Annotated in this window: 21 protein-coding genes; 12 read left to right on the top strand and 9 right to left on the bottom strand. The window is 65.8% G+C overall.

The window, feature by feature from the left end; all coding sequences use genetic code 11:
* The first annotated feature begins 105 nt into the window (after positions 1-105).
* The 9 genes from AB7849_RS16200 (at position 106) to AB7849_RS16240 (ending at position 10,821) form a co-directional block, all read left to right on the top strand.
* On the top strand, positions 106-1,503 hold the full coding sequence (locus AB7849_RS16200) for an amidase (RefSeq protein ID WP_369501393.1): 1,398 nt from the start codon (positions 106-108) through the stop codon (positions 1,501-1,503).
* A 160-nt stretch (positions 1,504-1,663) separates the two neighbouring features.
* Positions 1,664-2,581, top strand: coding sequence for a sulfate adenylyltransferase subunit CysD (cysD, locus tag AB7849_RS16205; protein WP_008213349.1), 918 nt, complete (start codon positions 1,664-1,666; stop codon positions 2,579-2,581).
* Entirely contained in the window at positions 2,581-4,452 is a 1,872-nt protein-coding gene (cysC, locus tag AB7849_RS16210) for an adenylyl-sulfate kinase (RefSeq protein ID WP_008213348.1), read from the top strand. Before cysD ends, cysC begins: the two co-directional genes overlap by 1 nt.
* Before the next feature lie 188 nt (positions 4,453-4,640).
* Positions 4,641-5,819 (top strand): DegT/DnrJ/EryC1/StrS family aminotransferase, encoded by a 1,179-nt coding sequence (locus AB7849_RS16215; protein ID WP_369501394.1) that lies wholly within the window; start codon positions 4,641-4,643, stop codon positions 5,817-5,819.
* An 82-nt stretch (positions 5,820-5,901) separates the two neighbouring features.
* Entirely contained in the window at positions 5,902-6,534 is a 633-nt protein-coding gene (locus AB7849_RS16220; protein WP_369501407.1) for an alpha-ketoglutarate-dependent dioxygenase AlkB family protein, read from the top strand.
* Between the two features lie 90 nt (positions 6,535-6,624).
* Positions 6,625-7,725 (top strand): glycine cleavage system aminomethyltransferase GcvT, encoded by a 1,101-nt coding sequence (gene gcvT / locus AB7849_RS16225; RefSeq protein WP_092703764.1) that lies wholly within the window; start codon positions 6,625-6,627, stop codon positions 7,723-7,725.
* An 86-nt stretch (positions 7,726-7,811) separates the two neighbouring features.
* Positions 7,812-8,207, top strand: a complete 396-nt coding sequence (gene gcvH / locus AB7849_RS16230) for a glycine cleavage system protein GcvH (RefSeq protein ID WP_008208509.1) — start codon at positions 7,812-7,814, stop codon at positions 8,205-8,207.
* Positions 8,208-8,883: 676 nt separating this feature from the next.
* Positions 8,884-9,498: a met regulon transcriptional regulator MetJ gene (gene metJ, locus AB7849_RS16235; RefSeq protein ID WP_081491697.1), complete on the top strand. Its 615-nt coding sequence runs from the start codon at positions 8,884-8,886 to the stop codon at positions 9,496-9,498.
* 297 nt (positions 9,499-9,795) lie between these two features.
* Positions 9,796-10,821 (top strand): energy transducer TonB, encoded by a 1,026-nt coding sequence (locus AB7849_RS16240; RefSeq protein ID WP_037098390.1) that lies wholly within the window; start codon positions 9,796-9,798, stop codon positions 10,819-10,821.
* 285 nt (positions 10,822-11,106) lie between these two features.
* Here the strand turns inward: AB7849_RS16240 and AB7849_RS16245 are convergent, their stop codons facing one another.
* Complete coding sequence (locus AB7849_RS16245; RefSeq protein ID WP_037098392.1) at positions 11,107-12,402, bottom strand: serine hydrolase domain-containing protein; 1,296 nt, start codon at positions 12,400-12,402, stop codon at positions 11,107-11,109.
* A 231-nt stretch (positions 12,403-12,633) separates the two neighbouring features.
* Complete coding sequence (locus AB7849_RS16250; RefSeq protein ID WP_008208515.1) at positions 12,634-14,235, bottom strand: GMC family oxidoreductase; 1,602 nt, start codon at positions 14,233-14,235, stop codon at positions 12,634-12,636.
* Positions 14,236-14,306: 71 nt separating this feature from the next.
* Between AB7849_RS16250 and AB7849_RS16255 the strand changes: the two genes are divergently transcribed.
* Positions 14,307-15,620, top strand: coding sequence for an NTP/NDP exchange transporter (locus AB7849_RS16255; RefSeq protein ID WP_008208516.1), 1,314 nt, complete (start codon positions 14,307-14,309; stop codon positions 15,618-15,620).
* Between the two features lie 49 nt (positions 15,621-15,669).
* Here the strand turns inward: AB7849_RS16255 and AB7849_RS16260 are convergent, their stop codons facing one another.
* The 3 genes from AB7849_RS16260 to mtgA all read right to left on the bottom strand — a co-directional run bounded on the left by AB7849_RS16260 (position 15,670) and on the right by mtgA (position 17,959).
* Entirely contained in the window at positions 15,670-16,098 is a 429-nt protein-coding gene (locus tag AB7849_RS16260; protein ID WP_008208517.1) for a CBS domain-containing protein, read from the bottom strand.
* Between the two features lie 38 nt (positions 16,099-16,136).
* On the bottom strand, positions 16,137-17,111 hold the full coding sequence (locus AB7849_RS16265; RefSeq protein ID WP_369501395.1) for a glycosyltransferase family 2 protein: 975 nt from the start codon (positions 17,109-17,111) through the stop codon (positions 16,137-16,139).
* Between the two features lie 131 nt (positions 17,112-17,242).
* Positions 17,243-17,959 carry a monofunctional biosynthetic peptidoglycan transglycosylase gene (gene mtgA, locus AB7849_RS16270; protein ID WP_008212041.1) on the bottom strand — a complete coding sequence of 239 codons (717 nt, stop codon included), beginning with the start codon at positions 17,957-17,959 and terminating at the stop codon, positions 17,243-17,245.
* 187 nt (positions 17,960-18,146) lie between these two features.
* Here mtgA and AB7849_RS16275 point away from each other — a divergent pair, with 187 nt between their 5' ends.
* Positions 18,147-19,043 carry an Hsp33 family molecular chaperone HslO gene (locus AB7849_RS16275; RefSeq protein WP_092703772.1) on the top strand — a complete coding sequence of 299 codons (897 nt, stop codon included), beginning with the start codon at positions 18,147-18,149 and terminating at the stop codon, positions 19,041-19,043.
* Positions 19,044-19,159: 116 nt separating this feature from the next.
* On the opposite strand, the gene AB7849_RS16280 is transcribed toward AB7849_RS16275, so the two are convergent.
* On the bottom strand, positions 19,160-22,039 hold the full coding sequence (locus tag AB7849_RS16280; protein ID WP_369501396.1) for a bifunctional diguanylate cyclase/phosphodiesterase: 2,880 nt from the start codon (positions 22,037-22,039) through the stop codon (positions 19,160-19,162).
* Positions 22,040-22,308: 269 nt separating this feature from the next.
* Between AB7849_RS16280 and AB7849_RS16285 the strand changes: the two genes are divergently transcribed.
* Positions 22,309-23,223: a hypothetical protein gene (locus AB7849_RS16285; RefSeq protein WP_008209203.1), complete on the top strand. Its 915-nt coding sequence runs from the start codon at positions 22,309-22,311 to the stop codon at positions 23,221-23,223.
* 121 nt (positions 23,224-23,344) lie between these two features.
* On the opposite strand, the gene AB7849_RS16290 is transcribed toward AB7849_RS16285, so the two are convergent.
* From AB7849_RS16290 to AB7849_RS16300, 3 genes are read right to left on the bottom strand one after another with little or no spacing between them, the layout of a single operon-like run.
* The gene (locus AB7849_RS16290) at positions 23,345-24,247 is read right to left on the bottom strand and encodes a DUF4097 family beta strand repeat-containing protein (RefSeq protein ID WP_008209204.1); all 903 of its coding nucleotides are present in this window, start codon (positions 24,245-24,247) and stop codon (positions 23,345-23,347) included.
* Positions 24,248-24,263: 16 nt separating this feature from the next.
* Entirely contained in the window at positions 24,264-24,686 is a 423-nt protein-coding gene (locus tag AB7849_RS16295; RefSeq protein ID WP_008209206.1) for a hypothetical protein, read from the bottom strand.
* A complete protein-coding gene (locus tag AB7849_RS16300) occupies positions 24,683-25,231 on the bottom strand; it encodes an RNA polymerase sigma factor (RefSeq protein WP_037098771.1) in 549 nt (182 codons plus the stop codon). Before AB7849_RS16300 ends, AB7849_RS16295 begins: the two co-directional genes overlap by 4 nt.
* Positions 25,232-25,549: the final 318 nt, after the last annotated feature.

The following is a 25,549-nucleotide window of genomic DNA, read 5'->3' on the forward strand; positions in this document are numbered from 1 at the left end:
GCCCATTGTCCGGATTCGGGCCCCGGGCGGCAACGCGTGCTGCGATACCACTTGCAATCGCTTCACATGACATGGCGATAATCGGTCCACACCAAGGGAGACTCCATGAACTCATTGCCGCCGATCGCCGACCTCGACCTGCGCCGTGCCACCGTTTGCCAGCTGCTGCACTGGCTGGCCACCGACCGGGTGAGCCCGCGGGTGCTGGCGGATGCCTGCCAGACTGCGATCGATCGCATCAATCCGCAGCTGAATGCCTTTGTGGGACTCAGTTCGGGGCTGCTGCAGGAGCAGGCGCGCAACGCCGAGCATCGCCGTCGCGACGGGGTCATCGGCCGGCTCGACGGCATTCCCGTGGCGCTGAAGGACAATTTCGACATTGCCGGCTGGGTGACCCGCGCCGGTCTGCCGGGGCGCGAGCAGCCGGTGGAAAACGATGCTCATGTGGTGGCGCGGCTGCGTGCTTCCGGCGCCCTGCTGGTCGGCAAGACCAACATGGACGAGGGCGCGCTGGGTGCGGTCACCGACAACCCGCATTACGGCGCCACCCACAATCCGTGGAAGCATGGCTACAGCGCGGGTGGTTCCTCGGGCGGCGCTGCGGCGGCCGTGGCCGCGGGCTTGGTGGCGGCGGCGGTCGGCTCGGACAGCCTCGGCTCGATCCGCATTCCGGCCAGCTATTGCGGTCTGTATGCGCTCAAGCCCACCCATGGCGAGATTTCCGCGCGCGGCATGGTGCCGGCAGCGCGCCGGCTCGACGCCGTGGGCTTGCTCGCGCGCAGCGTGGCCGATCTCACCGTGCTGTTGCAGGTGCTGGCCGGTTACGACGCGGACGATGCGCGCTCGCGTCGCCGCCGGGTGGCGTTCGCGCTGCCGGACTGGGAGCCGGGCAAATTGCGTTGTGGCCTGTTGCCCGACTTGGCGGCGGTGGGCGTGCAGCCCGAGGTCATCGCGGTGTTCGAGGCCGCGCTGGCGAAGCTGCCGCGCGAGTTGGGCGAACGCCGCACCGTGGATTTCGACGATTGGCCGTTCGCGCGCACCCGTCGGGCCGGCCTGCTATTGATGGAGGCGGAAATGCTTGGCACCTTCGCCGAGGATCTGGCCGATACCGAACATCCGGTTTCCGAACGCTTCCGCAGCATGCTCGGTTACGCGGCGCGCAAGAGCGCCGCGGAATACGCGGCGGCGGATCGCGTGCTGGATGCCGCCACACTGAAGATGCGCCGGCTGTTCGCCCAGGTCGACGTGCTGGTGCTGCCGACCACGCCGCAAGGCGCGTTCCCGCTCGACGGTCCGATCCCGGATACGCAGGCGGACCTCACCAGTTTCGCCAGTCTGGCCGGCTGCCCGGCGGTCAGCATTCCGATGGGCACGCTGCCCAATGGAATGCCGATTGGCCTGCAGTTGGTCGGTGCGCGCGGTTCGGATTTGCGCCTGCTGGAGCTGGCCGCGGTATGCGAGGCGACGCTGGACGCGGACCCGGTCTATCCCGCCATCGCCTGAATCGACGGCCGGCGCCGTGAGGCGTGGTTCCGCCGGCATATGTCCGGCGGTCATCTTTCCATGGACCTTGGTTGTTTCTGGGGACATGGGTCCTCGCGTAGCATGGCGAGACGGTCCAGCATGAGCGTGGCCGCGCACCACGTCTGGATTCCGGCATTCCATGAGCACACGCAGTCCTTCCCAACGCACCCACCTCGACCAGCTTGAAGCCGAGAGCATTCACATCTTTCGCGAGGTGGCTGCCAGCTTCCAGCGGCCGGTGATGCTGTATTCCATCGGCAAGGATTCGTCGGTGCTGCTGCACTTGCTGCGCAAGGCATTCTTTCCGGCCAAGCCGCCCATGCCGCTGCTGCACGTGGATACCACCTGGAAATTTCGCGAGATGATCGCGTTTCGCGAGCAGGTGGCCGCCGCTGGCGACGTGCAGGTGCTGGTGCACATCAACCAGGACGGCGTGCGCCAGGGCATCTCGCCGCTGACCCATGGTGCCACCGTACATACCGACGTGATGAAGACCCAGTCGCTGAAGCAGGCGCTGGACCAGTACAAGTTCGACGCGGGCATCGGCGGCGCGCGGCGCGACGAGGAAAAGTCGCGTGCGAAGGAACGCGTGTTCTCGTTTCGCAATGCGCAGCACCGCTGGGATCCGAAGCAGCAGCGGCCGGAGCTGTGGAATCTGTACAACACGCATATCCATCAGGGCGAAAGCGTGCGCGCGTTCCCGCTGTCCAACTGGACCGAGATGGATGTGTGGTTGTACATCCGTCGCGAGAACATTCCCGTGGTGCCACTGTATTTCGCCAAGCCACGCCCGGTGGTGCAGCGCGATGGGGCGCTTATCATGGTCGATGACGACCGCTTCACCCTGCGCGAAGGCGAACAGGTGGAAACGCGCATGGTGCGCTTCCGCACGCTGGGCTGCTATCCGCTCACCGGTGCGGTGGAATCCGAGGCGGACACGCTGGACAAGATCATCGACGAAATGGCCGAGTCGCACACTTCCGAACGGCAGGGCCGGGTGATCGACCAGGATCCCACGGCGTCGATGGAACGCAAGAAGCAGGAGGGCTACTTCTGATGGCCGCGCAGATCGAGACCGCCACCGCCACCGAGCGCAGCCTGTTGCGTTTCATCACTTGCGGCAGCGTGGATGATGGCAAGAGCACCTTGCTGGGACGGCTGTTGTACGACGCCGGCATGCTGCCGGACGATCAGCGCGAGGCGCTGGAACGTGACAGCCGGCGTCGCCACGGCGACACCGGCGTGCTCGATTTTTCCCTGCTCACCGATGGCCTCGACGCCGAGCGCCAGCAGGGCATCACCATCGACGTGGCCTACCGCTACTTCCACACCGCGCGGCGCAACTTCATCGTAGCCGACTGTCCCGGGCACGAGCAGTACACGCGCAACATGGCCACCGGCGCCTCCACGGCCGATCTGGCCGTGGTACTGGTCGATGCGCGCAAGGGCGTGCTCACGCAAACCCGTCGACATACCTATATATGCGCACTGCTCGGTATTCGTCAGGTGGTGCTGGCCGTGAACAAGATGGACCTGGTCGATTACGACCGGGAAACCTACCAAGCCATTCTCGACGAATACCGTGCGCTGGCATCCGACCTGGGCATCACCACCGTCACCGGCTTGCCGGTATCGGCCCTGCTCGGCGACAACGTCGGTCATCGTTCCGCGCACATGCCGTGGCATGCGGGTCCGACCTTGCTGGAAGCGCTGGAGTCGGCTGAAACCGTCGTTGCGGCGGCGACGAACTTCCGCATGCCGGTGCAGTGGGTCAGCCGTCCCGACCAGTCGTTCCGTGGTTATGCCGGCACGATTTGCGGCGGTCGCGTGGCAGCCGGCGCCGAGATCGTGGTGCAGCCGGGTGGCCAGCGCGCGCGCATCGAGCGCATCGTGACTGCCGACGGCGACTTGCCCGAGGCCGGCAATGGTCAGGCGGTGACGCTGACCCTGGATCGAGAGCTGGACGCCAGCCGTGGCGATGTCATTGCCGATGTGGCACACCCCGCGCCGCAATCCGACCAGTTTGCCGCGCATGTGTTGTGGATGGGCGACGAAGCGTTGCTGCCCAACCGTAGTTACTGGCTGAAGATCGGTACGAGCACGGTCAACGCGCGCGTCACCGCGATCAAGCACAAGGTGGACGTGAATACCCAGGCGCAGCTGGCGGCGCACCGGCTGGAGTTGAACGAGGTCGGCTACTGCAATATCGATCTCGATCACGATGTGGCTTTCGAGTCGTATGCCGACAACCCGGCACTTGGCGGTTTCATCCTGGTTGATCGCCAGACCCATGCCACCGTGGCCTGCGGCATGCTGGACTTCGCGCTGCATCGCGCCGCCAACGTGCACTGGCAGCACACCGACATCGACAAGCATGCGCGTGGCCGCAGCAAGGGCCAGCAGCCGCGCTGCCTGTGGTTCACCGGTTTGTCCGGCGCAGGCAAGTCCACCGTCGCCAACCTGCTGGAGCGGCGCCTGCACGCGCAGGGCTATCACACCTATCTGCTCGACGGCGACAATCTGCGCCACGGCCTCAATCGCGATCTGGGCTTCACCGCCGAGGCGCGCGTGGAGAACGTGCGTCGCGTGGCCGAGGTGGCACACCTGATGGCCGATGCAGGGCTGATCGTGCTGGTGTGCGTGATCTCGCCGTTCCGCAGCGAGCGTCGCTTCGCCCGCGAGCTGTTCGACGATGGCGAATTCGTCGAGGTATTCGTCGACACGCCACTGGAAGAATGCGAACGGCGCGATCCAAAGGGGTTGTACCGCAAGGCGCGCGCCGGTGAGATCAGCAACTTCACCGGCATCGACTCGCCGTACGAGGTGCCCGAGTCACCGGAAATCCATCTGCGCACCTCGGGCTTGCGCGTGGAGCAGATGGTCGAGCAGTTGGCGACGCATCTGCTGGACGAGGCGGCGAAAGGCTAAGCCGCCTGTTCCAGGTTCCGCGCATCCCTCCGCCCCATGCCGGCGGTTCGTAGGAGCCCGCTCGCGGGCGATGCTCTTGTTTTCCAGAGCGCCCCACAACAAGAGCATCGCCCGCGAGCGTGCTCCTACATGGACGCCGTTGCGCTTTCGTACTAGAACGTACGCTCTTTACCCACAGAGCCTGGTGCATGCCCGCCGAATCCAGTTCCTCACCCTTCCTGGTCTTCGGCGCGCCGCAGATCGACGAGGCCGAGATTGACGAGGTGATCGCCTGCATGCGTTCGGGCTGGCTGGGCACCGGGCCGCGGGTGGCGCAGTTCGAGCACGACTTCGCCGCATGGCGCCGCGTGCAGCCGTCCCAGGTGGCCGCGGTGAACTCCTGCACCGCGGCGCTGCACGTAAGCATGGTGGCGGCCGGCATCGAGCCGGGCGGCGAAGTCATCACCACGCCGCTGACCTTCTGCGCCACCGTCAACGCGATCCTGCACGCGGGGCTGACGCCGGTGCTGGCGGATGTCGATCCGCACACGCAGAACATCGACCCCGCTGCCATCGAGGCCGCGATCACGCCACGTACGCGAGCGATTCTCCCGGTGCATTTCGCCGGGCGGCCGTGCGCGATGGATCGCATCATGGCGATCGCGAAGAAGCACCGGCTAGTGGTGATCGAAGACTGCGCGCACGCGGTGGAAACCGAATTCCGTGGCCAGCCAGCCGGCACCTTCGGTGATTTCGGCTGCTACAGCTTCTATGTCACCAAGAACGTGGTGACCGGCGAGGGCGGCATGATCGTGGGACGCCGCGAGGCAGATGTCGCGCGGGCACGCATGTTGGCGCTGCACGGCATGAGCAAGGACGCCTGGCATCGTTTCGGCGATGCCGGCTACAAGCATTACCAGGTGCTCGAATGCGGCTTCAAATACAACATGATGGACTTGCAGGCAGCGATCGGCCTGCACCAGCTGGCGCGGGTCGAGCCGAACTGGCAACGCCGGCGCGAGCTGTGGCTGCGTTATGACACGGCGTTTGCCGGACTGCCCATCGACCTGCCCGCAGCGCCGGAGGCGGATACGCGGCATGGTCACCATCTTTATACGGTGATGATTGATCCGGATCGCTGCGGCATCAGCCGCGATGCCTTCCTCGATGCGATGAACGCCGCGCGCATCGGCACCGGCGTGCATTACCTGTCGATTCCCGAGCACCCGTATTACCAGCAGCGCTTCGGCTGGCGGCCGGAACAATGGCCGCATGCGATGCGGCTGGGTCGGCAGACGGTGAGCCTGCCGCTGTCACCGGCGATGTCGGACGCCGATGCCGGGCGGGTGATCGAGGCGGTGCTCCGCATCGTGGGTCATTCGTCATGATCCATGACGGCGAAGGGTCCGATGTTACGGTGGCGTGCCGGACGCCATGACCGACCATGGGTCCGCCGACTTGTTCGCTAGCATGGGCAATGTGGCTGGCGGTCGTGGCGGCTGGCAGCCGCTCGATCTGCCCGGCGCGGAGGTGGCGCTGTTGCCGCATTGGCTGGCAGCTGATGAAGCCGATGCGCTGATGGATCGGTTGCTGGCGGATATTCCGTGGGAATCGCATCGCCTGCGCCTGTTCGGGCGTGAGGTGGCTTCGCCGCGCCTGAGTTGCTGGATCGGTGATCCGGGCGCGACTTACACGTATTCTAGGTCACGTTTCGAACCGCGAGCGTGGCCGGCGGCGCTGGCGGCGTTGCGGGAACGCATCGAGCAGGCCTGCGGCGGCCACTTCGACAGCGTGCTGGCCAACCTGTATCGCGACGGCAACGATTCGATGGGCTGGCATAGCGATGACGAGCCGGAGCTCGGTCCGCAGCCGTTGATCGCTTCGTTGAGCCTGGGTGCCGAGCGCCGTTTCCGGTTCCGCCGTCGCCGCGTCCGTGGCGAATCGGTGCAGGCGGGCGACACCCTGGAACTGCGATTGCCGCACGGTAGCCTGCTGCGCATGGCCGGCGATACGCAGCGCCTGTACCGGCATGACTTGCCGAAGATGCGCGCCGTTGTGGCGCCGCGCATCAACCTCACCTTTCGCCGCATTCTGGTGCCGTGAGAGTCCTGAGCATCCGCGCTGGTATGGCGGGTCGCTTGGCTTGTGGTGGCGCGACAGCGATAATTGGTCTTTCCCCAAGGTGCCTGCGCGATGACCGACAAGACCGTACTCAACGCCACCCATCGTGCGCTCGGCGCGCGCATGGTCGACTTCGGCGGTTGGGACATGCCGATCAATTACGGCTCGCAGATCGAGGAACATCACGCCGTGCGCCGCGACGCCGGCATGTTCGATGTCTCGCACATGACCGTGGTCGACCTGCACGGTGCGCGCACGCGCGATTTCCTCCGACATCTGCTGGCCAACAGCGTCGACAAGCTCAAGGTGCACGGCAAGGCGCTCTACTCGTGCATGCTCGACGAGCAGGGCGGGGTGATCGACGACCTGATCGTGTACTTCTTCGACGACAGCCATTACCGCGTGGTGGTGAATGCCGCCACCCGCGCCAAGGACCTGGCGTGGATCGAAAAGCAGGCCGCGCCGTTCGGGGTCGAAGTGAAGGAGCGCCCTGACTACGCCATGATCGCCGTGCAGGGCCCGAACGCCCGCGGCAAGGTGCTGGACCTGCTGCATGCGGAAGATCGTCCGCGCATCGAGAAGCTGGGCAAGTTCGCCGCTGCCGCCGCGCAGGGCCCGGGTGGCATGCCGCTGTTCGTGGCACGCACCGGCTACACCGGCGAGGACGGCTTCGAAATCCTGGTGCCCGAAGAGAAGGCCGTGGCCCTGTGGGAAGCCCTGGCGGCAGCCGGCGTGCGACCGGCCGGCCTGGGCGCGCGCGACACCTTGCGCCTGGAGGCGGGCATGAACCTCTACGGGCAGGACATGGACGAAACCGTCTCGCCGTGGGAAGCCAACCTTGGCTGGACCATCGTGCTGGACGAGGGTCGCGACTTCATTGGTCGGGCCGCGCTGGAAAAGCAGAAGGCCGAAGGCGTGAAGCGCGTGATGGTCGGGCTGGTGCTCGACGAGAAGGGCGTGCTGCGCCATGGCCAGAAAGTGCTGACCGCGAACGGCGAGGGCGAGATCCTGTCCGGCAGTTTCGCCCCGACGCTGGAGAAAGCGGTGGCCTTCGCGCGCATCCCGGCCGGCGAGCCCGGCGACATCCGCGTGGACATCCGTGGCCGCGAGGTACCGGTGCGCCGGGTGAAGTATCCGTTCGTGCGCGACGGCAAGCCCTGCGAAGGCATCTGATGCAAGAACCGGGCATGTTGCCCAAGGGCGGAAATGGCTAGAATCGCCACCTGCCTCACCCCGACACCTAACGACTGGACCCGATCATGAGCGAGATTCCCGGCGATCTGAAATTCCTCAAGTCCCACGAGTGGGCCCGCGTCGAAGACGACGGCCTGGTGCGCGTGGGTATCTCCGACCATGCCCAGGGCCAGCTTGGTGACCTGGTCTATGTCGAGCTGCCGGAAGTCGGCGCCAGCGTCCAGGCCGGCAACGGCGCGGTGGTGCTGGAGTCGGTGAAGGCGGCCTCGGACATCTATTCGCCGGTTTCCGGCGAGGTGGTGGAAGTGAACGAGGCGCTCAGCGACAAGCCCGAGATCATCAACGAAGACGCCTACGGCGATGGCTGGATCTTCACCGTGCGCATGAGCGATCGCGCCGAGCTGGACGAGTTGCTCGACGCCGATGCCTATGCCGAGCTGATCGAGAACGAAGACCACTGATCGCATCACGTGCACCAGGACGCCGTCGGCCGCGCAAGCAGCCGGCGGCGTTTTCGTGATGCGGCTGGTCGCGGTGGGTGCTGCGCGGGCAGGCAGGAAACGAACCGGATTTTCGTTGTCGCTCGATCGCGTGACGTGCGTGCATCCTGCACCCCGATCCTGTCGCGCGGGCTGTGCGCGATGGACGTCCATCGCAGATGCAGGCGCGAGTGGGTGGATCGATTTTCCGCATTCGCGTGATGCCGCCAGGTGCTCATCGGACTCTCGTCGGCACGCTCGTGGCGATGTGCCGGATGCTTTTTTCGCTGGTCGATGGATGGATTTCAGTGGCGTTCCGTTCATGCGGCAGGAGGTATTCACGACCCTGCGGAACGCGCTTTCCGGCGCCATCATTCGACACGTCGGCATATGACGCAAGTTGCGTGATGGCGTGGATCAACACGGGGAAAGCCTTGTGCCATGCGGCCTCCCGTGGATGGGGTTGTTTTTCGCTATTTCATCGATGGACGTATGGACGTCTATTTGCATATTTCCAAATGGCTCTCGGAATGCCGCAGTGACGGGCTTCCGGGCCCCTTGCGGGGTGGATGAAACAGATTGATTTCATGGCTAAAATCAATTGACAGAAGAAATCTTCAGGAATAGCTTTCGCTTCAGATTACGGGGAACAGGCGTCATGGCACTATCGAAATTCGTAAAGCCCTATGTAGAGCACGGTGAGAAGGCCGGGTCGGTACGCAAGATCACGGTCTCCATTCCGATGCATGTGCTTCGGCTTCTTTCCGATCTGCGTACCTATCGCCAAGTGAACAATCTTCGGCACGCCACCAATAGCGACTTGTTGGTTGAGGCGTTCCTGCACGCTTTTACTGGGCAAACACTGCCAACTGATGAGGAGCTGAGACGAACCATGGCCACTGCCAAGAAAACCACTGCCAAGAAACCGGCCGCCAAAAAGGCCGCCAAGAAAGCCGTCAAGAAAACCGCAGTCAAGAAGACTGCCGTGAAGAAGGCTGCCGTGAAGAAAGTCGCGGCGAAGAAGTCTTCCGCCAAGAAGCCGGTGGCTCGCAAGCCGGCTGCCAAGAAAGTCGCTGCGAAGAAGGTCGCCAAGAAGGCGACTGCCAAGCGCCCTGCTGCCGCCAAGAAGGCTGCGGTCAAGAAGGTCGCCGTGAAGAAGGTCGGCGCAAAGAAGGCTGCACCGCGCAAGGCCGCTGCCAAGAAGGCTGCACCGGCACGCGTGGTCAAGGCCACCCGTACCGCGAAGCCCAAGGCGAAAGCCAAGAAGAAGTAAGTACACAAAGACAAGATCGTAGATCGACTTGCCTCCCTGCGGTGCCCAGCGCGGGGAGACCTTTCGAGAGTACTTCGTCCCGGCCCCGTGCCGGGACGCTTCGTTTCCGGGGTGACATTTTGCGGCCATGCGGCTAGAGGAAATCCGGCCGGCGTGCCGTGATCCCGGCCCCGATTTGCCGAGCTGGCCCAATAGCGCTACCTTTCCGCCATCCGCGCTGCGGCGAGCCAGGGGGCTCGGCGCTCCTGGATTCACAGGGGGGAAGCGCGGGTATCTGATGCCACTCAGCGAGAGATCATGGATACCCGATACATGTACAGTGCGCGCCGCCGTGCGCGTGGGGCCGTCCGGCCCGTCATTCTAGCCGTCGTCGTCGTCGTCGTTTTGCTGGCCGCCGCCGCCTGGTTCCTGATTTTCATGCCGCACCAGGAATTGGTGGCTGCGGACAATGGCGGCCATCCGTCCACGCCCGTGACCGTCGACCATGTCGCCGCGGCTCCGGTGAACGTGGAAGCGATGAGCGTGAACCAGCTGCTGTCCGAAGCTGGCAAGGCGATGAAGGAACAGCGTTACCTGGCGCCGGCCGGCAACAACGCCTTCGAGTTCTATCTGAAGGTGCTGGAGAAGCAGCCGGGCAACCAGGTTGCCACCGATGCCTTGCGTGAAACGTTCCCGTTCGCCGCCTCCGCGGCGGAGCAGACGATCAACCAGCGCAACTTCGACGAGGCGCAGCGCGAGATCGACCTGCTGACCAAGGCCGATCCGACCAACTTCACTCTGACCATCCTGCGTTCCAAGCTCGATGCCCAGCGCAAGACGCTGGACCAGGAGCAGCAGAAGCAGCTCGATCAGCAGCATCAGCAGCAGCTGGCCGCACAGAAGGCCGCCGCGGACAAGGTGGCGGCGGCGAAGCTGGCGCAGGAGCAGGCTGCCGCGCAGGCCGAGCAGCAGAAGCAGCAGGCGCTGGCTGCACAGCAGAAGGCGCAGCAACCGGCATCCGCCTCCCCGGAAACGGCTGCTGCCAGCGGGCCCGCCAGCAGCACGGGTGTGACGCGCGATGCCGTGCTGACCCGGCAGGTCAATCCGCGCTATCCGACCCAGGCCCAGCGATCGGGTACCGAGGGCTGGGTGGAAGTGGACTTCAAGGTGGATACCGAGGGCAAGGTGCGTGATGCCAAGGTGGCGCAGGCACAGCCGCGGCACGTGTTCGACCGCTCCGCACTGGAGGCCGTGAATCGCTGGAGGTTCCAACCGGCCATGCGCAACGGCCAGCCGGTGGCCACCGAACTGCGTCGTCGCATCCAGTTCAAGCTGCGCCAGTAACGCCGCGGGTTGTACCACTACGAAAAGGGCGGAGCATTTCGATGCTTCGCCCTTTTTCGTTGGCTGCCGCTGTCAGTCGCGACCGTGCATTCGCCCGGCGCCCGTGGAAAATTCGGCATCATGCGGAATTTTCCATCGGCACGTCCGGCGCATGCCCCGGGCCTTCGCGGAACATTCATCGGCTTTGCGTCCGGCCATCGGGTAGTCGCCGCTCCTGCGTAGCCTCATGCCGGTCATCCATGACTTTGCCACGGCCGGGCCGTGAGTTTGAGCATTCACGAACGCTCAGCGTCGGTGATGGCGAGCCCGGCTGCGATGGTGTCGGGTGGGGCGGGCTTTCTTCACGGGCAGCGGGTGTTCGACCCCGGCCCAGTCCTCATGCGGCAGGCCGAGCACGCTGTCGAACAACATCGGCACCACGGCGGCGGGCGTCAGTCCGGGCGAGTCGCGCAACATCACCACGCCGAAGCGGTATTTCGGGAAGAACGCGATCAGCGTGCGATAGCTTTCCACGGCGCCGGCATGGAAGATCATGGTCTGCCCGGCGTAGGTGAACACGCGCCAGCCCAGTGCGTAGTTGGCACTGGTGAGGCGGGCACGCCGCCACGGCGTGGAGTGCAGTTCCGAAGGTGTGGCGACGCCGGGCGCGTGCAGCACCTTGAGCAGGGCCGGCGACAGCACGTCCGGGCGTCCACCCATTTGCGCGACCAGCCATTTCTCCATGTCACGCAAGCTGGCGTTGACGCCGGCGGCAGGTGCCACGCGGTAGTAGGCCTCGCGGGGTTCGTAGGGCACCCAGCCATCGCGTCTCTTGCGATGCGGATGGGCCCAGTTCTTGTTGGCTTCCAGTGCGGCGCGCCCGTAGCTGGCCGAATGCATGCCAAGCGGGAAGAACAGGCGCTTGTCGACCTGGTGGTAGTAGAAGTCCCCGGTCTCGGCGTAGATCACGTCGCCGATCAGGCTGAAGGCCACGTTCTGGTAGCCATAGCACTGGCCGACGTCGCAGGTGAGGTCCACTTCGTCCAGCTTGCGCACCAGCTCCTCGTAGGGGACGTTGTCCTCGAGCAGGTTGTCGTAGGTATTGCGTGGCAGGCCGATGCGCTGGCCGAGGATGTCACCCACGGTGGCGGCGCTGGACGCCTGCGCATCCTTGAGCTTGAAGAACGGCAGCACGTCGATCAGCTTGGTGTTCCAGCTGAAGCGGCCATCATCGATCAGCAAGCCGGCCGTCGCGGTGGCGAAGGCCTTGGACAGCGAAGCCAGGCGGAACACGGTGGTCGGTGTCACCTTCGAGCCGGTGGCAGCGTCGGCGTAGCCGCTGGTGTGTTCGTAAATCACCTTGTCGCCGTAGACCACCGCGGTGGCCAGTCCGGCCACTTCGTGACGCTGCTGCAGCGTGTCCAGCCAGCGGGTGTAGTCGGCAAGGGCCGCTTTCACGCGTGCGGGGGACAGTGTGTCGTGCGTGGATTGCGACGTGGGACGCGTGGCGGGTTGCGTGGGTGCAGCAGCGTAGGCGCTGCAGGGCAGGCTGGCCAGGCCGAGCAGGCCGGCGATCAACAGGGACATGGAGCGAAACGGCATGGGGCGGCGGTCTGACTTGGCGTTGGAGCGTGGCCCGGAGGCGGCGAAGATGCGGATGCGTGGAATCATTGCGTGCGTTCGTGGTCCTTCCGATTGTCATGCAGCGTGTCGCCGTTCACAACGGCGCGGCGACGGGCGCGTGCACGTGGGGTTCAGGGCAGGCGGAGATGCTGGAGACGCTACAGTCTGCGACAAGTCTCAGGCCAGTTCGTTCGGATCCGGATGCAGGCATCATCCGGCAACGCCGCAAAACGGCTCGTCGAGGATCAATGCGCTGGCGCGCTCGGCGATCATGATCGTCGGTGCGTTGGTGTTGCCGCTGGGCAGCGTCGGCATCACCGAGGCATCCACTACGCGCAAGCCTTGCACGCCATGCACGCGCAATTCGCTGTCGACCACGGCGGCGTCGTCGCTGCCCATGCGGCAGGTACCCACCGGGTGATAGATGGTCTCGGCCTTGCGTCGGATGAACTCGGCGTATTCGGCGTCGCTCTGCAGCCGGCGTTCGGGGAATACCGGGCCTCCGCGATAGGCGTCGAACGCCGCTTGGTCGAGGATCTCGCGCGACACTCGTGCCGCCACGATCATCCGCTGCAAGTCGAATCCTTCCGCATCGCCCAGGTAATTCGCGTGGATCGCGGCCGGTTGCGCCGGATCGGCCGAATGCAGCCGCAACTGGCCGCGGCTGCGCGGATGCAGCACGCAGGCATGCAAGGTGTAGCCGTCGCCGGGCAAGCGGTGGCGGCCGTGGTCGTCGAGCAGGGCCGGCACGAAATGGAACTGCAGGTCGCAGCGTTCGTCCTCGGCCAGTGCGCTGCGCACGAAACCGCCGGCCTCGGCCACGTTGGAACTGCCGGGCCCATCGCGATGGCGCCACCAGCGCCAGCCGGTGGCGAGTTCGTTGAGGTGGTCGTAACTGACGTGCGGTCGGCAGCCGTCGAGCGTGCAGATATCCAGGTGATCCTGCAGGTTGCCGCCCACGCCCGGCAGGTTCGCGATCGGCGCAATGCCGTGCTCGCGCAAGTGGTCGACCGGGCCGAGGCCGGACAACATCAGCAGTTGCGGCGAGTTGACCGCACCGCCGGCAAGGATCACTTCGCCGGCCTCGATGCGTTCACTGCCATGGCGGCCACGCACTTGCACGCCGACGGCGCGACCCTGCTCGATCAGCACGCGCTCGACCAGCGCATGCGTGCGTACATGCAGGTTGCTGCGCTCGCGCACCGGCTTCAGGAAGGCCGTGGCCGTCGAACAACGTGCGCCGTCGCGCTGGGTGACCTGGTACAGCCCGAAGCCGGCGTGGCTGGCGCCATTGAAGTCGTCGTTGCGGGCGTGGCCGTCGCTGGCCGCCGCATCGACCAGGGCGGTGGAGAGTTCGTTGTGATAACGCAGGTCGGAGACGCCCAGCGGTCCGCCGGTGCCGTGCCAGTCGCTGGCACCCCGGCTGTTGTCTTCGCTGCGCAGGAACCACGGCAGCACCTGTGCCCACGACCAGCGCGGATCGCCGGTAGTGGCTGCCCAGCCGTCGTAGTCGCCCGGCACGCCGCGTATGTAGCACATGGCATTGATCGAGCTGGAGCCGCCCAGGGTGCGTCCGCGCGGCCACCACAGGCGTCGTCCGAGCAGAGCCGGCTCCGGCTCGGTGACGTAACCCCAGTTCAGCTGGCGATTGTTGGCCAGCCGGGCGATGCCTGCGGGCATGTGGAGCAATGGGTTCCAGTCGGACGGGCCGGCTTCCAGCAGCAAGACGCGGCGCCCCGGCGAAGCGCTGAGCCGGTTGGCCAGCACGCAACCGGCCGAGCCGGCACCCACGATCACATAGTCGTAGTTCATCGGTTCCCCCCGTAGCCTGAACGGAGTCGCGCGCATGCTAGGCTTGCCGCGACCCATGCTGGATACCATCGGTGAGCTCGTCCCCACAAGTCGCTGCGAGCGAACGCTCCACCGCCGTGCTGTCCGCACTCGCGTTTTTCTTCGTGCTGACGTCGTATTACATCGTACGACCCGTGCGTGATCAGTTGAGTGGTGCCGTGGGCTCGTCGCAATTGCCGCTGTTCTACGGTGCCACTTTCGTCGCGATGCTGCTGCTGACACCGGTGTTCGGCGCGATGGTGGCGCGTTTCCCGCGCAAGCGCCTGCTTGGCTGGAGCTACTGCTTCTTCATTGCCTGCCTGATCGCGTTCGTGCCGGCTTTTCTGGCACAGGCACGCATCGGCGCGCGCCTGCTCGGGGTGGTGTTCTTCGTCTGGGTCAGCGTGTTCAACCTGTTCGTGGTGTCGCTGTTCTGGAGCTTCATGGCCGACATTTTCGACAGCGTGCAGGCGCGGAGTACATTTCCGCTGATCGCGTTGGGTGGCATGGCCGGCGCGGTGTTCGGGCCGATGGTGACCAGCGTGCTGGTCGGCCTGCTCGGCGTGGCGCCGTTGCTGGTGGTCTCGGCGGCGATGCTGGGCGGGGCCTTGCTGGTGTTGCTGCGGCTGTCGTCGCACGATGCCGCAGGCCGTGCGAAGCAGGCGGAAGAGGCGATCGGTGGCTCGCTGTGGGCCGGTGTCCGCGAACTGTGGTCACGACCGTTTCTGCGCTACATGGCGATCCTGATGGTGCTGGGCGACGGCATTGGCACGCTGGCCTATGCGCTGGTAGCCGATTACGCGAAGGCGCATTTCCACACGGCGGCATCGCGTACCGCGTTCTATGCGCACATGGACCTGGCGGTGAACATGCTCGGCGCGCTGCTGCAGATCAGCCTGACCCGCTGGTTGCTGACCCGCTGGGGCGCAGCCTGGGGTCTGGTGCTGCCGGCGCTGGTGAACGTGGCGCTGCTCGTGATGGTGGTGTTTGCCGGCCACGGTGCGGTCACCCTGTTTGGCTTCACGGTGCCGCTGCTGGCCATGGTGATGGTGGTGACGCGAGGCTACGCCTACGGCATGACCAAGCCGGCGGTGGACGCGCTGTACACCCGCGTGCCGCGCGAGACGCGCTACAAGGGCAAGAACTTCGTCGAGACCGCGGTATGGCGCTTCGGCGACCTGGTGGTGACCAGTGGCGTCAGCGCGCTGGGCAAGCTGGGCATGGGTGTAGCCGGCATGGCGCTGATTGGCGCCGGGATATCCGGCGTGGCCACCTGGGTGGCGCAGCGCGCCGGGCATTCGCCGGACCTGCTGCCGGAAGGTCGCCCGGCTCCGCCCGCGCGACCGGCTGCTTCACGGGCAAGCTGACACCCCGTGCCGTGCCCGTTGTGCGCTGCCGCCGAGGTTGGGTCGGGGCCTAGCTGCTGATGTAGCGCTGCAACTGCTCGATCTGCTCGGCCTGCGCCTCGATCACTTCCTTGACCAGGTCGCCGATGGAGATCACGCCAACCACGTTCTCGCCCTCCACCACCGGCAGGTGGCGGATGCGGCGGTCGGTGCACAGGCGCATGCAGTCGAACACGTCGGTGGCGGGGCCGACGGTGAGCGGCGGGCTGCTCATGATTTCCGACACGGCGGTGTGGGCTGACGAGTGGCCTTGCAGGATCACCTTGCGGGCGTAGTCGCGCTCGGACACGATGCCGAGCAGCCGTTCGCCGCGCATGACCAGCAACGCGCCGACGCGCTGTTCGGCCATGTGCTTGATCGCGTCGAGCACGGGCGCCTCGGGCGCAATGGCGAAGATGTCGTTGCCTTTCCGTTCCAGCAGATGCCTGACCTGACGCATGTCGAACCTCCCGGCGGCCGCGGGCTGGCCGCGTGGGGTCAGTCTAGCGCGGGCGCGTGCGGCGGGCGTGAAGCCGGCGTGGGGGCGCCGGGCCGGCGTTGTTCCTCGATGAAATACAGCGGGCGTTGCTTGCTCTCGGCGTAGTTGCGGCCCAGGTATTCGCCGATCACGCCGAGTGCCAGCAACTGGATGCCGCCGAGGAACAGGATCACCACCATCAGCGACGGATAGCCGCGAACAGAGTTGCCGTAGAGCAGGGCGCTGGCGAGCACCCACAAACCGTAGACGAAGGCGAACAGCGCCGCTGCCAGGCCGGTCCAGGTGGCCAGTCGCAGCGGTGCGGTGGAGAACGAGGTGATGCCCTCGATGGCCAGCTGGGTCAGGCGCCAGTAATTCCATTTCGTCTGGCCGGCCTGGCGCGGGTCGCGCTGGTAGTAGACGGCGGTCTGGCGGTAGCCGATCCACGCGAACAGGCCTTTCATGAAACGCTGGCGCTCGCGCAACTGGCGCAGCGCGTCGAGCGCGCGACGCGAGAGCAGGCGGAAGTCGCCGGTGTCACGCGGCACCGTGGTATCGGACAGCTTCTCCATCGAGCGATAGAACGCTGCCGCGGTGAAGCGCTTGAAACCGCTCTCGCCGGCACGCGCGCTACGCGTGGCGTAGACCACGTCGTGTCCGGCCTGCCATTGCGCGACCAGTTCGGGAATCAGCTCGGGGGGATCCTGCAGGTCGGCATCGATGACCACGGCGGCATCGGCAACGACATGATCCAGCCCGGCAGTGAGCGCGGCCTCCTTGCCGAAGTTGCGCGACAGCTTCAGCCCGCCGCAGCGTGGATCGCGCGCCGCCAACGCCGTGATGATGGCCCAGGTATCGTCGTCGCTGCCGTCGTCGACATAGAGCACGTCGCAATGCAGCGGCAACGCGTCGAGCACCGCGCCAAGGCGCTGGTGGAACTGTTCCAGCACGACGGATTCGTTGTAGGCGGGAACGACGACGGTGAGCTGCGACATGCACGGCACCTTGCGAGGAAACATTCGCATGCTAGCGAAGTGCTGCGGCTTTTACTCCATCTCTCCGGCGGAGAGATGAAGCGAACGGCACGGGCGGTTTCGAATCCGGGGAAAAGCTGACGCAGCCGGCATCAACGGGAGAGTTGCTTCAAATAGTCCGTGCCGCCCAACTGGCGCATCTGCTGGCCGATCCAGTCGGTACGGCGCTGCACGTAGGCGCTGGGGCGGTCGACGTGGAAACGTCGCGGGCTGGGCAGTACCGACGCCAGTCGCGCCGCCTGTGCCGGGCTGATGCGCGCGGGCGGTTCGTGGTAGTAGATGTCGCTGGCCGCACCCACACCGTAGATGCCGTTGCCCAGCTCGGCGATGTTCATGTACACCTCGAGGATGCGCTGCTTCGGCCAGGTGATTTCCAGCAGCACGGTGAAATACGCCTCCAGCCCCTTGCGCACGAAGCTGCGGCCATTCCACAGGAACAGGTTCTTCGCGGTCTGCTGGCTGATCGTGCTGGCGCCGCGCAGGCGCTTGCCCTCGTCGGCGGCATCGATCGCCTCGTGGATCGAGTCGAAATCGAAGCCGTGGTGGAACGGGAATTTCTGGTCCTCGCCGGCCATCATCGCCAGCGGCACGTAGGGCGACACTTGCGACCACGGCACCCAGTGGTGGTGCAGGTGGAAATCCTTCTCGCCGTGGACCCACGCGCCGAGCTGGCGCTCGATCATCACCGCCGAGGTCAGCGGCGGCACGAAGCGCATCACCAGCACCGCCAGCCAGGTGAGCGACACCCAGGCCAGCACGAGGATCGCGAGCCAGCGCAGCAGGCGACGCAACAAGGGACGACGGGACATGGCAACCAGGCAGAGTGAGCTCGGGTCAGTATAGGGAATCCGGGGAAATGGCCGTGTGAGCGGCTTCCAGACCTGGCGCCAACCCTGTCTGCGGGTGGGTTCCCGTCGCCCGGGTCGGGGACGTCGTGTATTGTCCCGTGCCATGCCGGCCCCATATCAGGCGGCTTGTATCGATGCGAGGTGAACCGTGGAAACCGTGCTTGTCGATGATGTGCTGCATCGCTTCCTGCTCGAAGGCGCCGGCGTGCGCGGCGTGCTGGTGCGGCTGGGCCCGGCGTGGCGCGAGGTTGCCGGCCGTTCCGACTATCCGGCCCCGCTGCGCGCGCTGCTCGGCGAGGCGCTGGCGGCCAGCGCACTGCTCACCGGCAACATCAAGTTCGAGGGAGCGCTGTCGATCGAGCTGAAAAGCGCCGGTGCACCGCATCTGCTGTTTGCCGAAAGCACCGACCAGGGCCGCTTGCGCGGCCTGGCGCGCTGGCATGGCGAGGTGGCCGATCCGCTGCGGCTGGATGCGCTGGCACAGGCGGTGATGGCGATCACCATCGGCCATGCCGAGCGTGGCCAGCGTTACCAGGGCCTGGTCGAACTGCAGCATGCCGATCTCGCCGGTGCGCTGGAAAACTATTTCCGCCAGTCCGAGCAGTTGCCGGCGAAAATCGTGCTGGCTGCCGACGGTGAGCATGCCGCAGGCCTGATCCTGCAGAAGCTGCCGGGCGAAGGCGGTCACGATGCGGTCGAGGATGACGCTGATGCATGGACGCGCATCGAGCATCTCACGGCCACGCTCGGAGCCGCCGAGCTGCTCGCCACGCCACCGGAACAGCTGTTGTACCGGCTGTATCACGAAGAGTCGGTGCGCCTGTTCGAGCCACGCCCGCTGGCGTTCGGTTGCAGCTGTTCGCGCGAGCGGGTGGAGACGATGCTGCGCTCGCTCGGTCGCGACGAGGTCGAAGCCGCGCTGGCTGCACGCGATGGCGAAATCGAGGTGATCTGCGAATTCTGCGCGCAGCGCTACACCTTCGATCGCATCGATGCCGAGCATTTGCTGGGTGGTGGCGGCACAGCGGCACCGACCGTGCAATAACGCGGGACACAAGCTCGTGCAGGAGCCCGCTCGCGGGCGATGCTTTCCTTCCACGAAAGTCCGGCAAAAGCATTGCCCGCGAGCGGGCTCCTGGAAGCGGGCTGGCCGGCGAGTGCTCAGCCGGTCGTGGCCAGCGCGGCGTCGAGCCATTCCTCGGCGGCGCGCGCATGGGAGAACAGGAAACCCTGGCCGAAGCGGCTGCCGATCTGCAGCAGGGCCTGGCGCTGCTGTTCTTCCTCGATGCCTTCGGCGATCACCTGCATGCCCAGCGAGTCGGCCAACACCTGGATGGCGCGGACCACGGCCACGCCGCCGGCGTGTTCCATTTCCACGATGAAGGAACGATCGATCTTCAGGGTCTGGATCGGGTACTGGTGCAGGTAGCTCAGCGAGGAATAGCCGGTGCCGAAATCGTCCAGCGCGATGCCGGCGCCATGGGCGCGCAGGTTGGCGAGGATGCGTTTCACCTGCGCCGGGTTTTCCAGCAGGGTGTGCTCGGTGACTTCCACGCGCAGGCGGCTTGCCGGCACCTGGTAGGCCTGGAACAGGTCGAGCAGGCGCTGGTCGAGGTCGGGTGAACGGAAGTGCCGGGCGGAAACGTTGAAGCTGATGAAGCCGTGGTCGCCGATCAGTGAGCGGGCCTGTGCGCAGACCTGTTCGAAAATCTGCCAGTCGATGTTTTCCGCGCTGCCGTTTTCCTCGGCCACGGCAAGGAAGTCGCCGGGCGAGAGCAGGCCGCGTTCCGGATGGCGCCAGCGCAGCAGCGCTTCGTAACCCACGGTGCGACCGTCCTCCAGCGACACGATGGGCTGGTAGAACGGCACAAACTCGCGCCGGTTCAGCGCCCGGCGCAGGTCGCCTTCCATCTCCAATAGCGACAGTGCTTCATAGCGCAGGCGATCATCGAACACCGCCGTGCAGTGACGGCCGGCGTCCTTGGCGCGATACATTGCCGAGTCGGCATCGCGCAGCAGTTCCTCGGGGCGCTGGTAGTGCGGGCCGGCGATGGTGACGCCGATGGAAGCGGAGGTGAACACCTCCTTGGCACCCAAGCGGAATGGCACCTGCAGCTCGCCGATGATGCGTTCGGCAATCTGCACCGCGGTGGCCTGGCTTTCCACGTTGCCCAGCAAGACCGCGAACTCGTCGCCGCCCAGTCGCGCCACGATGTCGCGCGTCTTCAGGCAGGCGCGGATGCGGCCACCCACCTGGAACAGCAGGTCATCGCCGATCAGGTGGCCGACCGAGTCGTTGATCACCTTGAAGCGATCCAGGTCGATGAACAGCACGGCGAACAGCGTGGCGGGATCGTGCTGGTATTTCTGCAGCGAGTGTTCCAGCCGTTGCAACAGGAAGGTGCGGTTGGGCAGGCCGGTGAGCGAGTCGTGCAGGGTCTCGTATTTCAGCCGTCGTTCCACGCGTTCGCGCTCGGCGATCTGTTCACGCAGGTCGCGGTTGGCCAGCGCCAGCGCGCGGGTGCGTTCGGTGACCCGGCGTTCCAGGTTGGCGTAGGCGTGCTTCAGCGATTCGTTGCCGTGCTTGCGTTGCAGCGCATTGGACACGTGGTAGCTGACGAAGGTCAGCAGTTCCTGGTCGCGCGCGTCGTACATGTGCTCGGGCGAATAGCTCTGCACCACCAGCGCGCCCTTCACCTGGTTGTCCCAGCGCAGCGGCACGCCAAGCCAGCACACCGAGCGCGCGCCGGTTTGGGTGCATTCGCCCTGTTCGGCGAGACGGTCGAAGGCGGCACGATCCGCCAGCAGCGGCTGGCCATGGCGCAGCACGTATTCGGTGGCGCCGCAGCCGGGCTCGCGAGCAAGGCGCACGCCGTCGATTTCGTCCACCGAATAGGGGAAGCTGATGCGCTGACCCTGCTCCTCGAGCAGGGCAATGTAGAAGTTGCGCGCATACAACAGGCCACCGATCACGCGATGCATGGCCGCGTAGAAATCATCGCTGCCTTCGGGGGCGCTGGCCAGTTCGGCGATGCGAAACAACGCCGTTTGCAGGCGTTCGCCACGCTGGCGTTCCAGCACTTGCTGGCGCAGTACGCGATTGGCGGCACGCAGCGCCGCGGTGCGGTCGGCCACGCGGTGTTCCAGTTCCGACTGCGCCTCGCGCCGTTCCAGTGCGGTCTGCACGTGCTGCGCCACGTAGCCGAGCAGTTCGCGGTCCTGCGTCGTGTAGTGCGTATCGGTGCGATAGCTCTGGATCACGATGCCGCCGACCACGCGGCCATCGCGCAGCAGCGGCACGGCCAGGAAGTGTTCGCAGGCTGGTCCGACCAGTTCGAAATGACCTTCGAACTGCCGCATCAGCTCCGGCATCGAGCCCATGATCGGCTGGCTGCTCTTGAGCAGGTTCCAGGTCAGGCTGTGGTGGATGTCCTGCAGTGGAATGTCCTGCTCGGGCAACGGCGGCTGCGGATCGGCCGTGTCCACGAAGTAGGGATAGCGCACGGTGCCGGTGCTGGCGTCGTACAGCACGATGAAGAAGTTCTCGGCGTACATCAGGCTGGCGACGATGGCGTGCAGCGAGCGCATCATCTCGGGCATGGAGTGCGTCGATCCGGCCTGCTCGGCGATGGCATACAGCGCGCGCTGCAGGCGTTCGGCCAGGGCCAGGCGTGAAATCGCTTCGTACAGGCGGCTGGTTTCGGCCTGCTGGCGCAAGCGGCTGGTCACCAGTCGGCCCAGCCAGGCCAGTTGATCGCGCAGGACCGGGTCGAGTGCGCCGGGGTCGTCCAGCACCAGCGTGCGCAATCCTTGCGCATCTCGCGCAAGATCCAGTGCCGTCGGGTCCGAAGGTTCGCTGGTCGGGCGCCAGTGGACGTGGCCGCGGATGCCGAGCCGATGGATCGCCTCGATACAGATGTTCAGCACGCTGGCGGCGTCGCTGGCGTCAGACAGCTGTTCCACGCTGTCGTACAGCACCGCCTCGGCCGCCCCTTTGGGCCGAAGGGACAGGGCGGGACTGCTGTCGGGCACTGAACTCATCGGAGGGTGTCGGGTCTATGCAGCTGGATGACGCCGTGACTATATATCCGGATGGCGTGGCTTTGTCGTGAGCAATTGCGGCGATTCCCCGACCCGGACGCCTCACGTAGCACGTTTTGTGCCGGTTTTCGGGCGAAAAAGGATCATTTCGTGCCGCAAACCGCAAAAACAGGGTGTTAGAAAGAAGTAAAACGACGTATACTCGGTGCCGTGGAACTTCCTGTCTCCACAGGCTTTATCTGTTAAACGGGGGCTTTGGCCAGATCATCATGCGCCGCTTGCTGCTTACATTGCCGCTGTTGCTGCTGCCGCTTGTCGCGGCAGGCCAGTCGCTGGGCGGCAGTTCATCGCAGACGATCGGAGACAGCCTGTTGCAGACGCCTCCGGCACAGGCCGGTGTGCGCTCGACGGATGCCTCCGCCGTGCCGCTGTGGCGCGGCGCGAATGGCCATGTGCTGTCAGTGCAGTCGAGTGCCGTCGACGCAAGCGAAGCCGAGCAAGGCTCGCCGTTGTCGTTCCGCGGCGTGGATGCCGGCACGGTGGCTTCGAGCAGCCTGAACTATGGCCTGGCGCCCCATCTGACCGCGCATGCCGGGGTCAGCGAGCGCTCCTGGGCCAATCGTGCGCCACGCGTCGTGGGCAGCGAAGTGGGCGCCAGCTACAACGCGGGCCGCTACAGCGTGGGCCTGAGCGTGGGCACCAACGGTACGTCCAACAGCCCGACGCTGCCGCGGGTTCTGCCCGGTGCCACACCCAGCGTGAACGGGTTGAGCGACTTCGACAGCAGTACCCAGTTCAATGCCCGCGGTCGCATGTCCTTGGGCAGCGGCAGCGGTATCGACATTGGTGCCAGCGTGGGGCGCATCCGGTTGTTGCCGGGCAATGCGCTGGGCCTCAATACGCTGGACCAGAAGGCGCTGAGCTTCGGCGTCGACCACGGTTCGATCAGCGGCAACATCATCGGTCGCGTGATGCAGCCGGAAGCCGGCGTGCCCGGTGCCCTGAGTGGCGACCACCGCTGGAGCAGCATCGATCTTGGCGTCACCTGGCACCTGCCGTGGCAGGGCTCGTTGAGCTTCGGCGCGCAGAACGTGTGGTCGTCCGGCAATGCGGCGAACACCCCGGTCGGCCCCGAGCCGGACCAGTCGCGCACGCCATACGTGCAATACCACCAGGATCTCTGATCCCCGACGCGGTATCGGATCGGCGCGTTGCGGTCGCTGACGAATCCGTCTGACCCACTTGTCCCGATAACCTTCCGGCCATGCGGCTTCCCGTGTCGCGGGCCGTGCGCGTGGGCGGCGATCAGCCCTGCTTGCGGATGCGCAGGTCGCCGCTGAAGGTTTCCACCTTGATCGTGCCGCGGCCGTCGCCGACGGTGGTGTCCAGCGCGCTGCCGGGGCCGTGCGCGGATGATGTCGGCGTGCCGAAATCGCTGTGCAGGTCGCCGCTGAACGTGCTGGCGTGGATCGAGCCGGACAGGCCGGCGGGCAGGCGCAGGTCGATGTCGCCACTCATGCTGTCGATGTTGATCTGCCCGTTGGCGGCGAGATTGCCGCTGATCGTTGCGTCGCCGGAAACGGTACCGAGCTTGAAGTGCTTCCACGGACCGCCGCTGACCTGGATGTGGCCGGAGACCGTTTGCAGCCTCGCGTCGTCGCCCAGCGATGGCGCGAGGATATCGCCGCTGACGGTCTGCAGGTCGGCGCGATCGGCGTGGCCGGAAAACGCGATGCCGCCGCTGACACTGTCCACGTCCAGACTGGGGGTCTGTGCGTTGACGCGGACCCGGCCGCTGATGGAGTTGAGTTTCAGCGTGCCGCCGCGGGTGCCGTCGATGGCCAGCGGTGCGCTGACCACGTTCACATGCAAGGTGGCGCCGCGCGGTACGCGCACGTCGAGCGTGGTGGCGCCCATGTGGTTGCTGTCGCCCCAGTCGAACCAGCCGCCACCGCCCTGCGGCTGCACCTTGATCGACAGATTGTCGTCGCTGCCGGTAATGGCCAGCGGCTTGGCGCCATCGCCGAGTTGGCCGCCGACCTGCACCTCGTTGCGATCCCATGCGGTGACATGCACTTCGCCGGCGACGTTGCTGATGCTGATGCGGGCAGTGGACGTGGCGACGTGTTGCAACTGGATCGGCGTGTCGGCCAGTGCGTGGCCGAACGGGAGGCAGAGCAGCAGCGGGAGGTAGCGTGCGGTTTTCATGGGAATCCTCGTGGCCTCAGCCGGCCTGGTGTTCGAGCTGGCGCAGGCTGGCCTGCTGTCGTTCGGTGTTCGCCAGCAATTGTTGCAGGGCGGTTGAATTGGGCGCCTGTTGCAATGCCTGGCGCAGTTCGATCTGGGCGGCGGTGAGCTCGATCGCGGCGCCGGCCAGGCGCGGGTCGGCCGGTTTCCATGGTTGCGACGCGGATGCGACGGCCGGGGTCGGTTGCAGTTGCTGCTGCAGGCGGCCGCCGAACCAACCGGCAAGGACCAGCGCCGCGGCGATGCCGATGGCGGGCAGCCAATGCCACGGCCGGCGCACCGGTTTTGCCGCCGCCGTGGCGCTGTCCAGCGCGGCATCGATGCGGTTCCACAGCTCGTGCGGGGGCGCAAGCGGCTGGCGCAATTCACGCATTTGTCGACGCCATTCGAATTCGTTCATGAGTCTTCTCCGAGTGCCTTGCGCAACAGACCGCGGGCACGATGCAGTTGCGCCTTCGACGATCCCACCGCCATGCCCAGCTCCAGTCCGATGTCCTCGTGCCGCCAGCCTTCCACGTCGTGCAGCACCAGGACGGCGCGGGCGCGTGGCGGCAGGCGTCCGATTGCGTGCTCCAGCTCTTCGCGTTCGGCGGCGCAGAACGGCGTTTCGCCGTGATCGGGCAGGCTGTCCTCATCCATGAAGCCGACCGGATCGGCACCGCGCGCGCGGATGTCCATCAGCGCCACATTCACCGCCAGACGGTACAGCCAGGTGCCGAATGCGCTTTGTCCGCGAAAGCTGTCCAGTTTTTGCCAGGCACGCACGAAGGCTTCCTGGGTGAGATCTTCGGCGCGTGCGTGGTCGTAGCCAGCCAACCGGTAGACCGCGCCGTGGACGCGCCCCACATGTCGCTGGTAGATCCGCTGGAACGCCGCCCGATCACCGCGCACCGCCGCTTCCACGTCGACCGTGTCGGGGTGTCCCTCGGCAGGAGCAGGTGGCATGGAACTTCCGGTGGCGCAGGCGGCGATCATCTTGCCAGCTTGGATGCACGCCCGGGCACAAGCGTTTAAGCGGATTGCCGCAATGTCTTGCTGCAGCCTCTCCTTCCGCGCATAGGGGAAGGGCCGCACGAATCGCAGCGCGGTAGCGACCCCGTATCCTCACCCCAAACTCCTCTCCCGGAGGGGTATGGGCTCAAAAGCGCCGCGAGGCAACGCGTGTGTTCCCTTCTCCCATCGGGAGAAGGTGCCGGCAGGCGGATGAGGGTTCAGGCTAGCTAGGGAAGGTCTGATCAATCGGCTTCTTGCTCGTCATTCCTG

Source organism: Rhodanobacter sp. FW021-MT20, assembly GCF_041107475.1.
Lineage (GTDB): Bacteria > Pseudomonadota > Gammaproteobacteria > Xanthomonadales > Rhodanobacteraceae > Rhodanobacter_A > Rhodanobacter_A glycinis.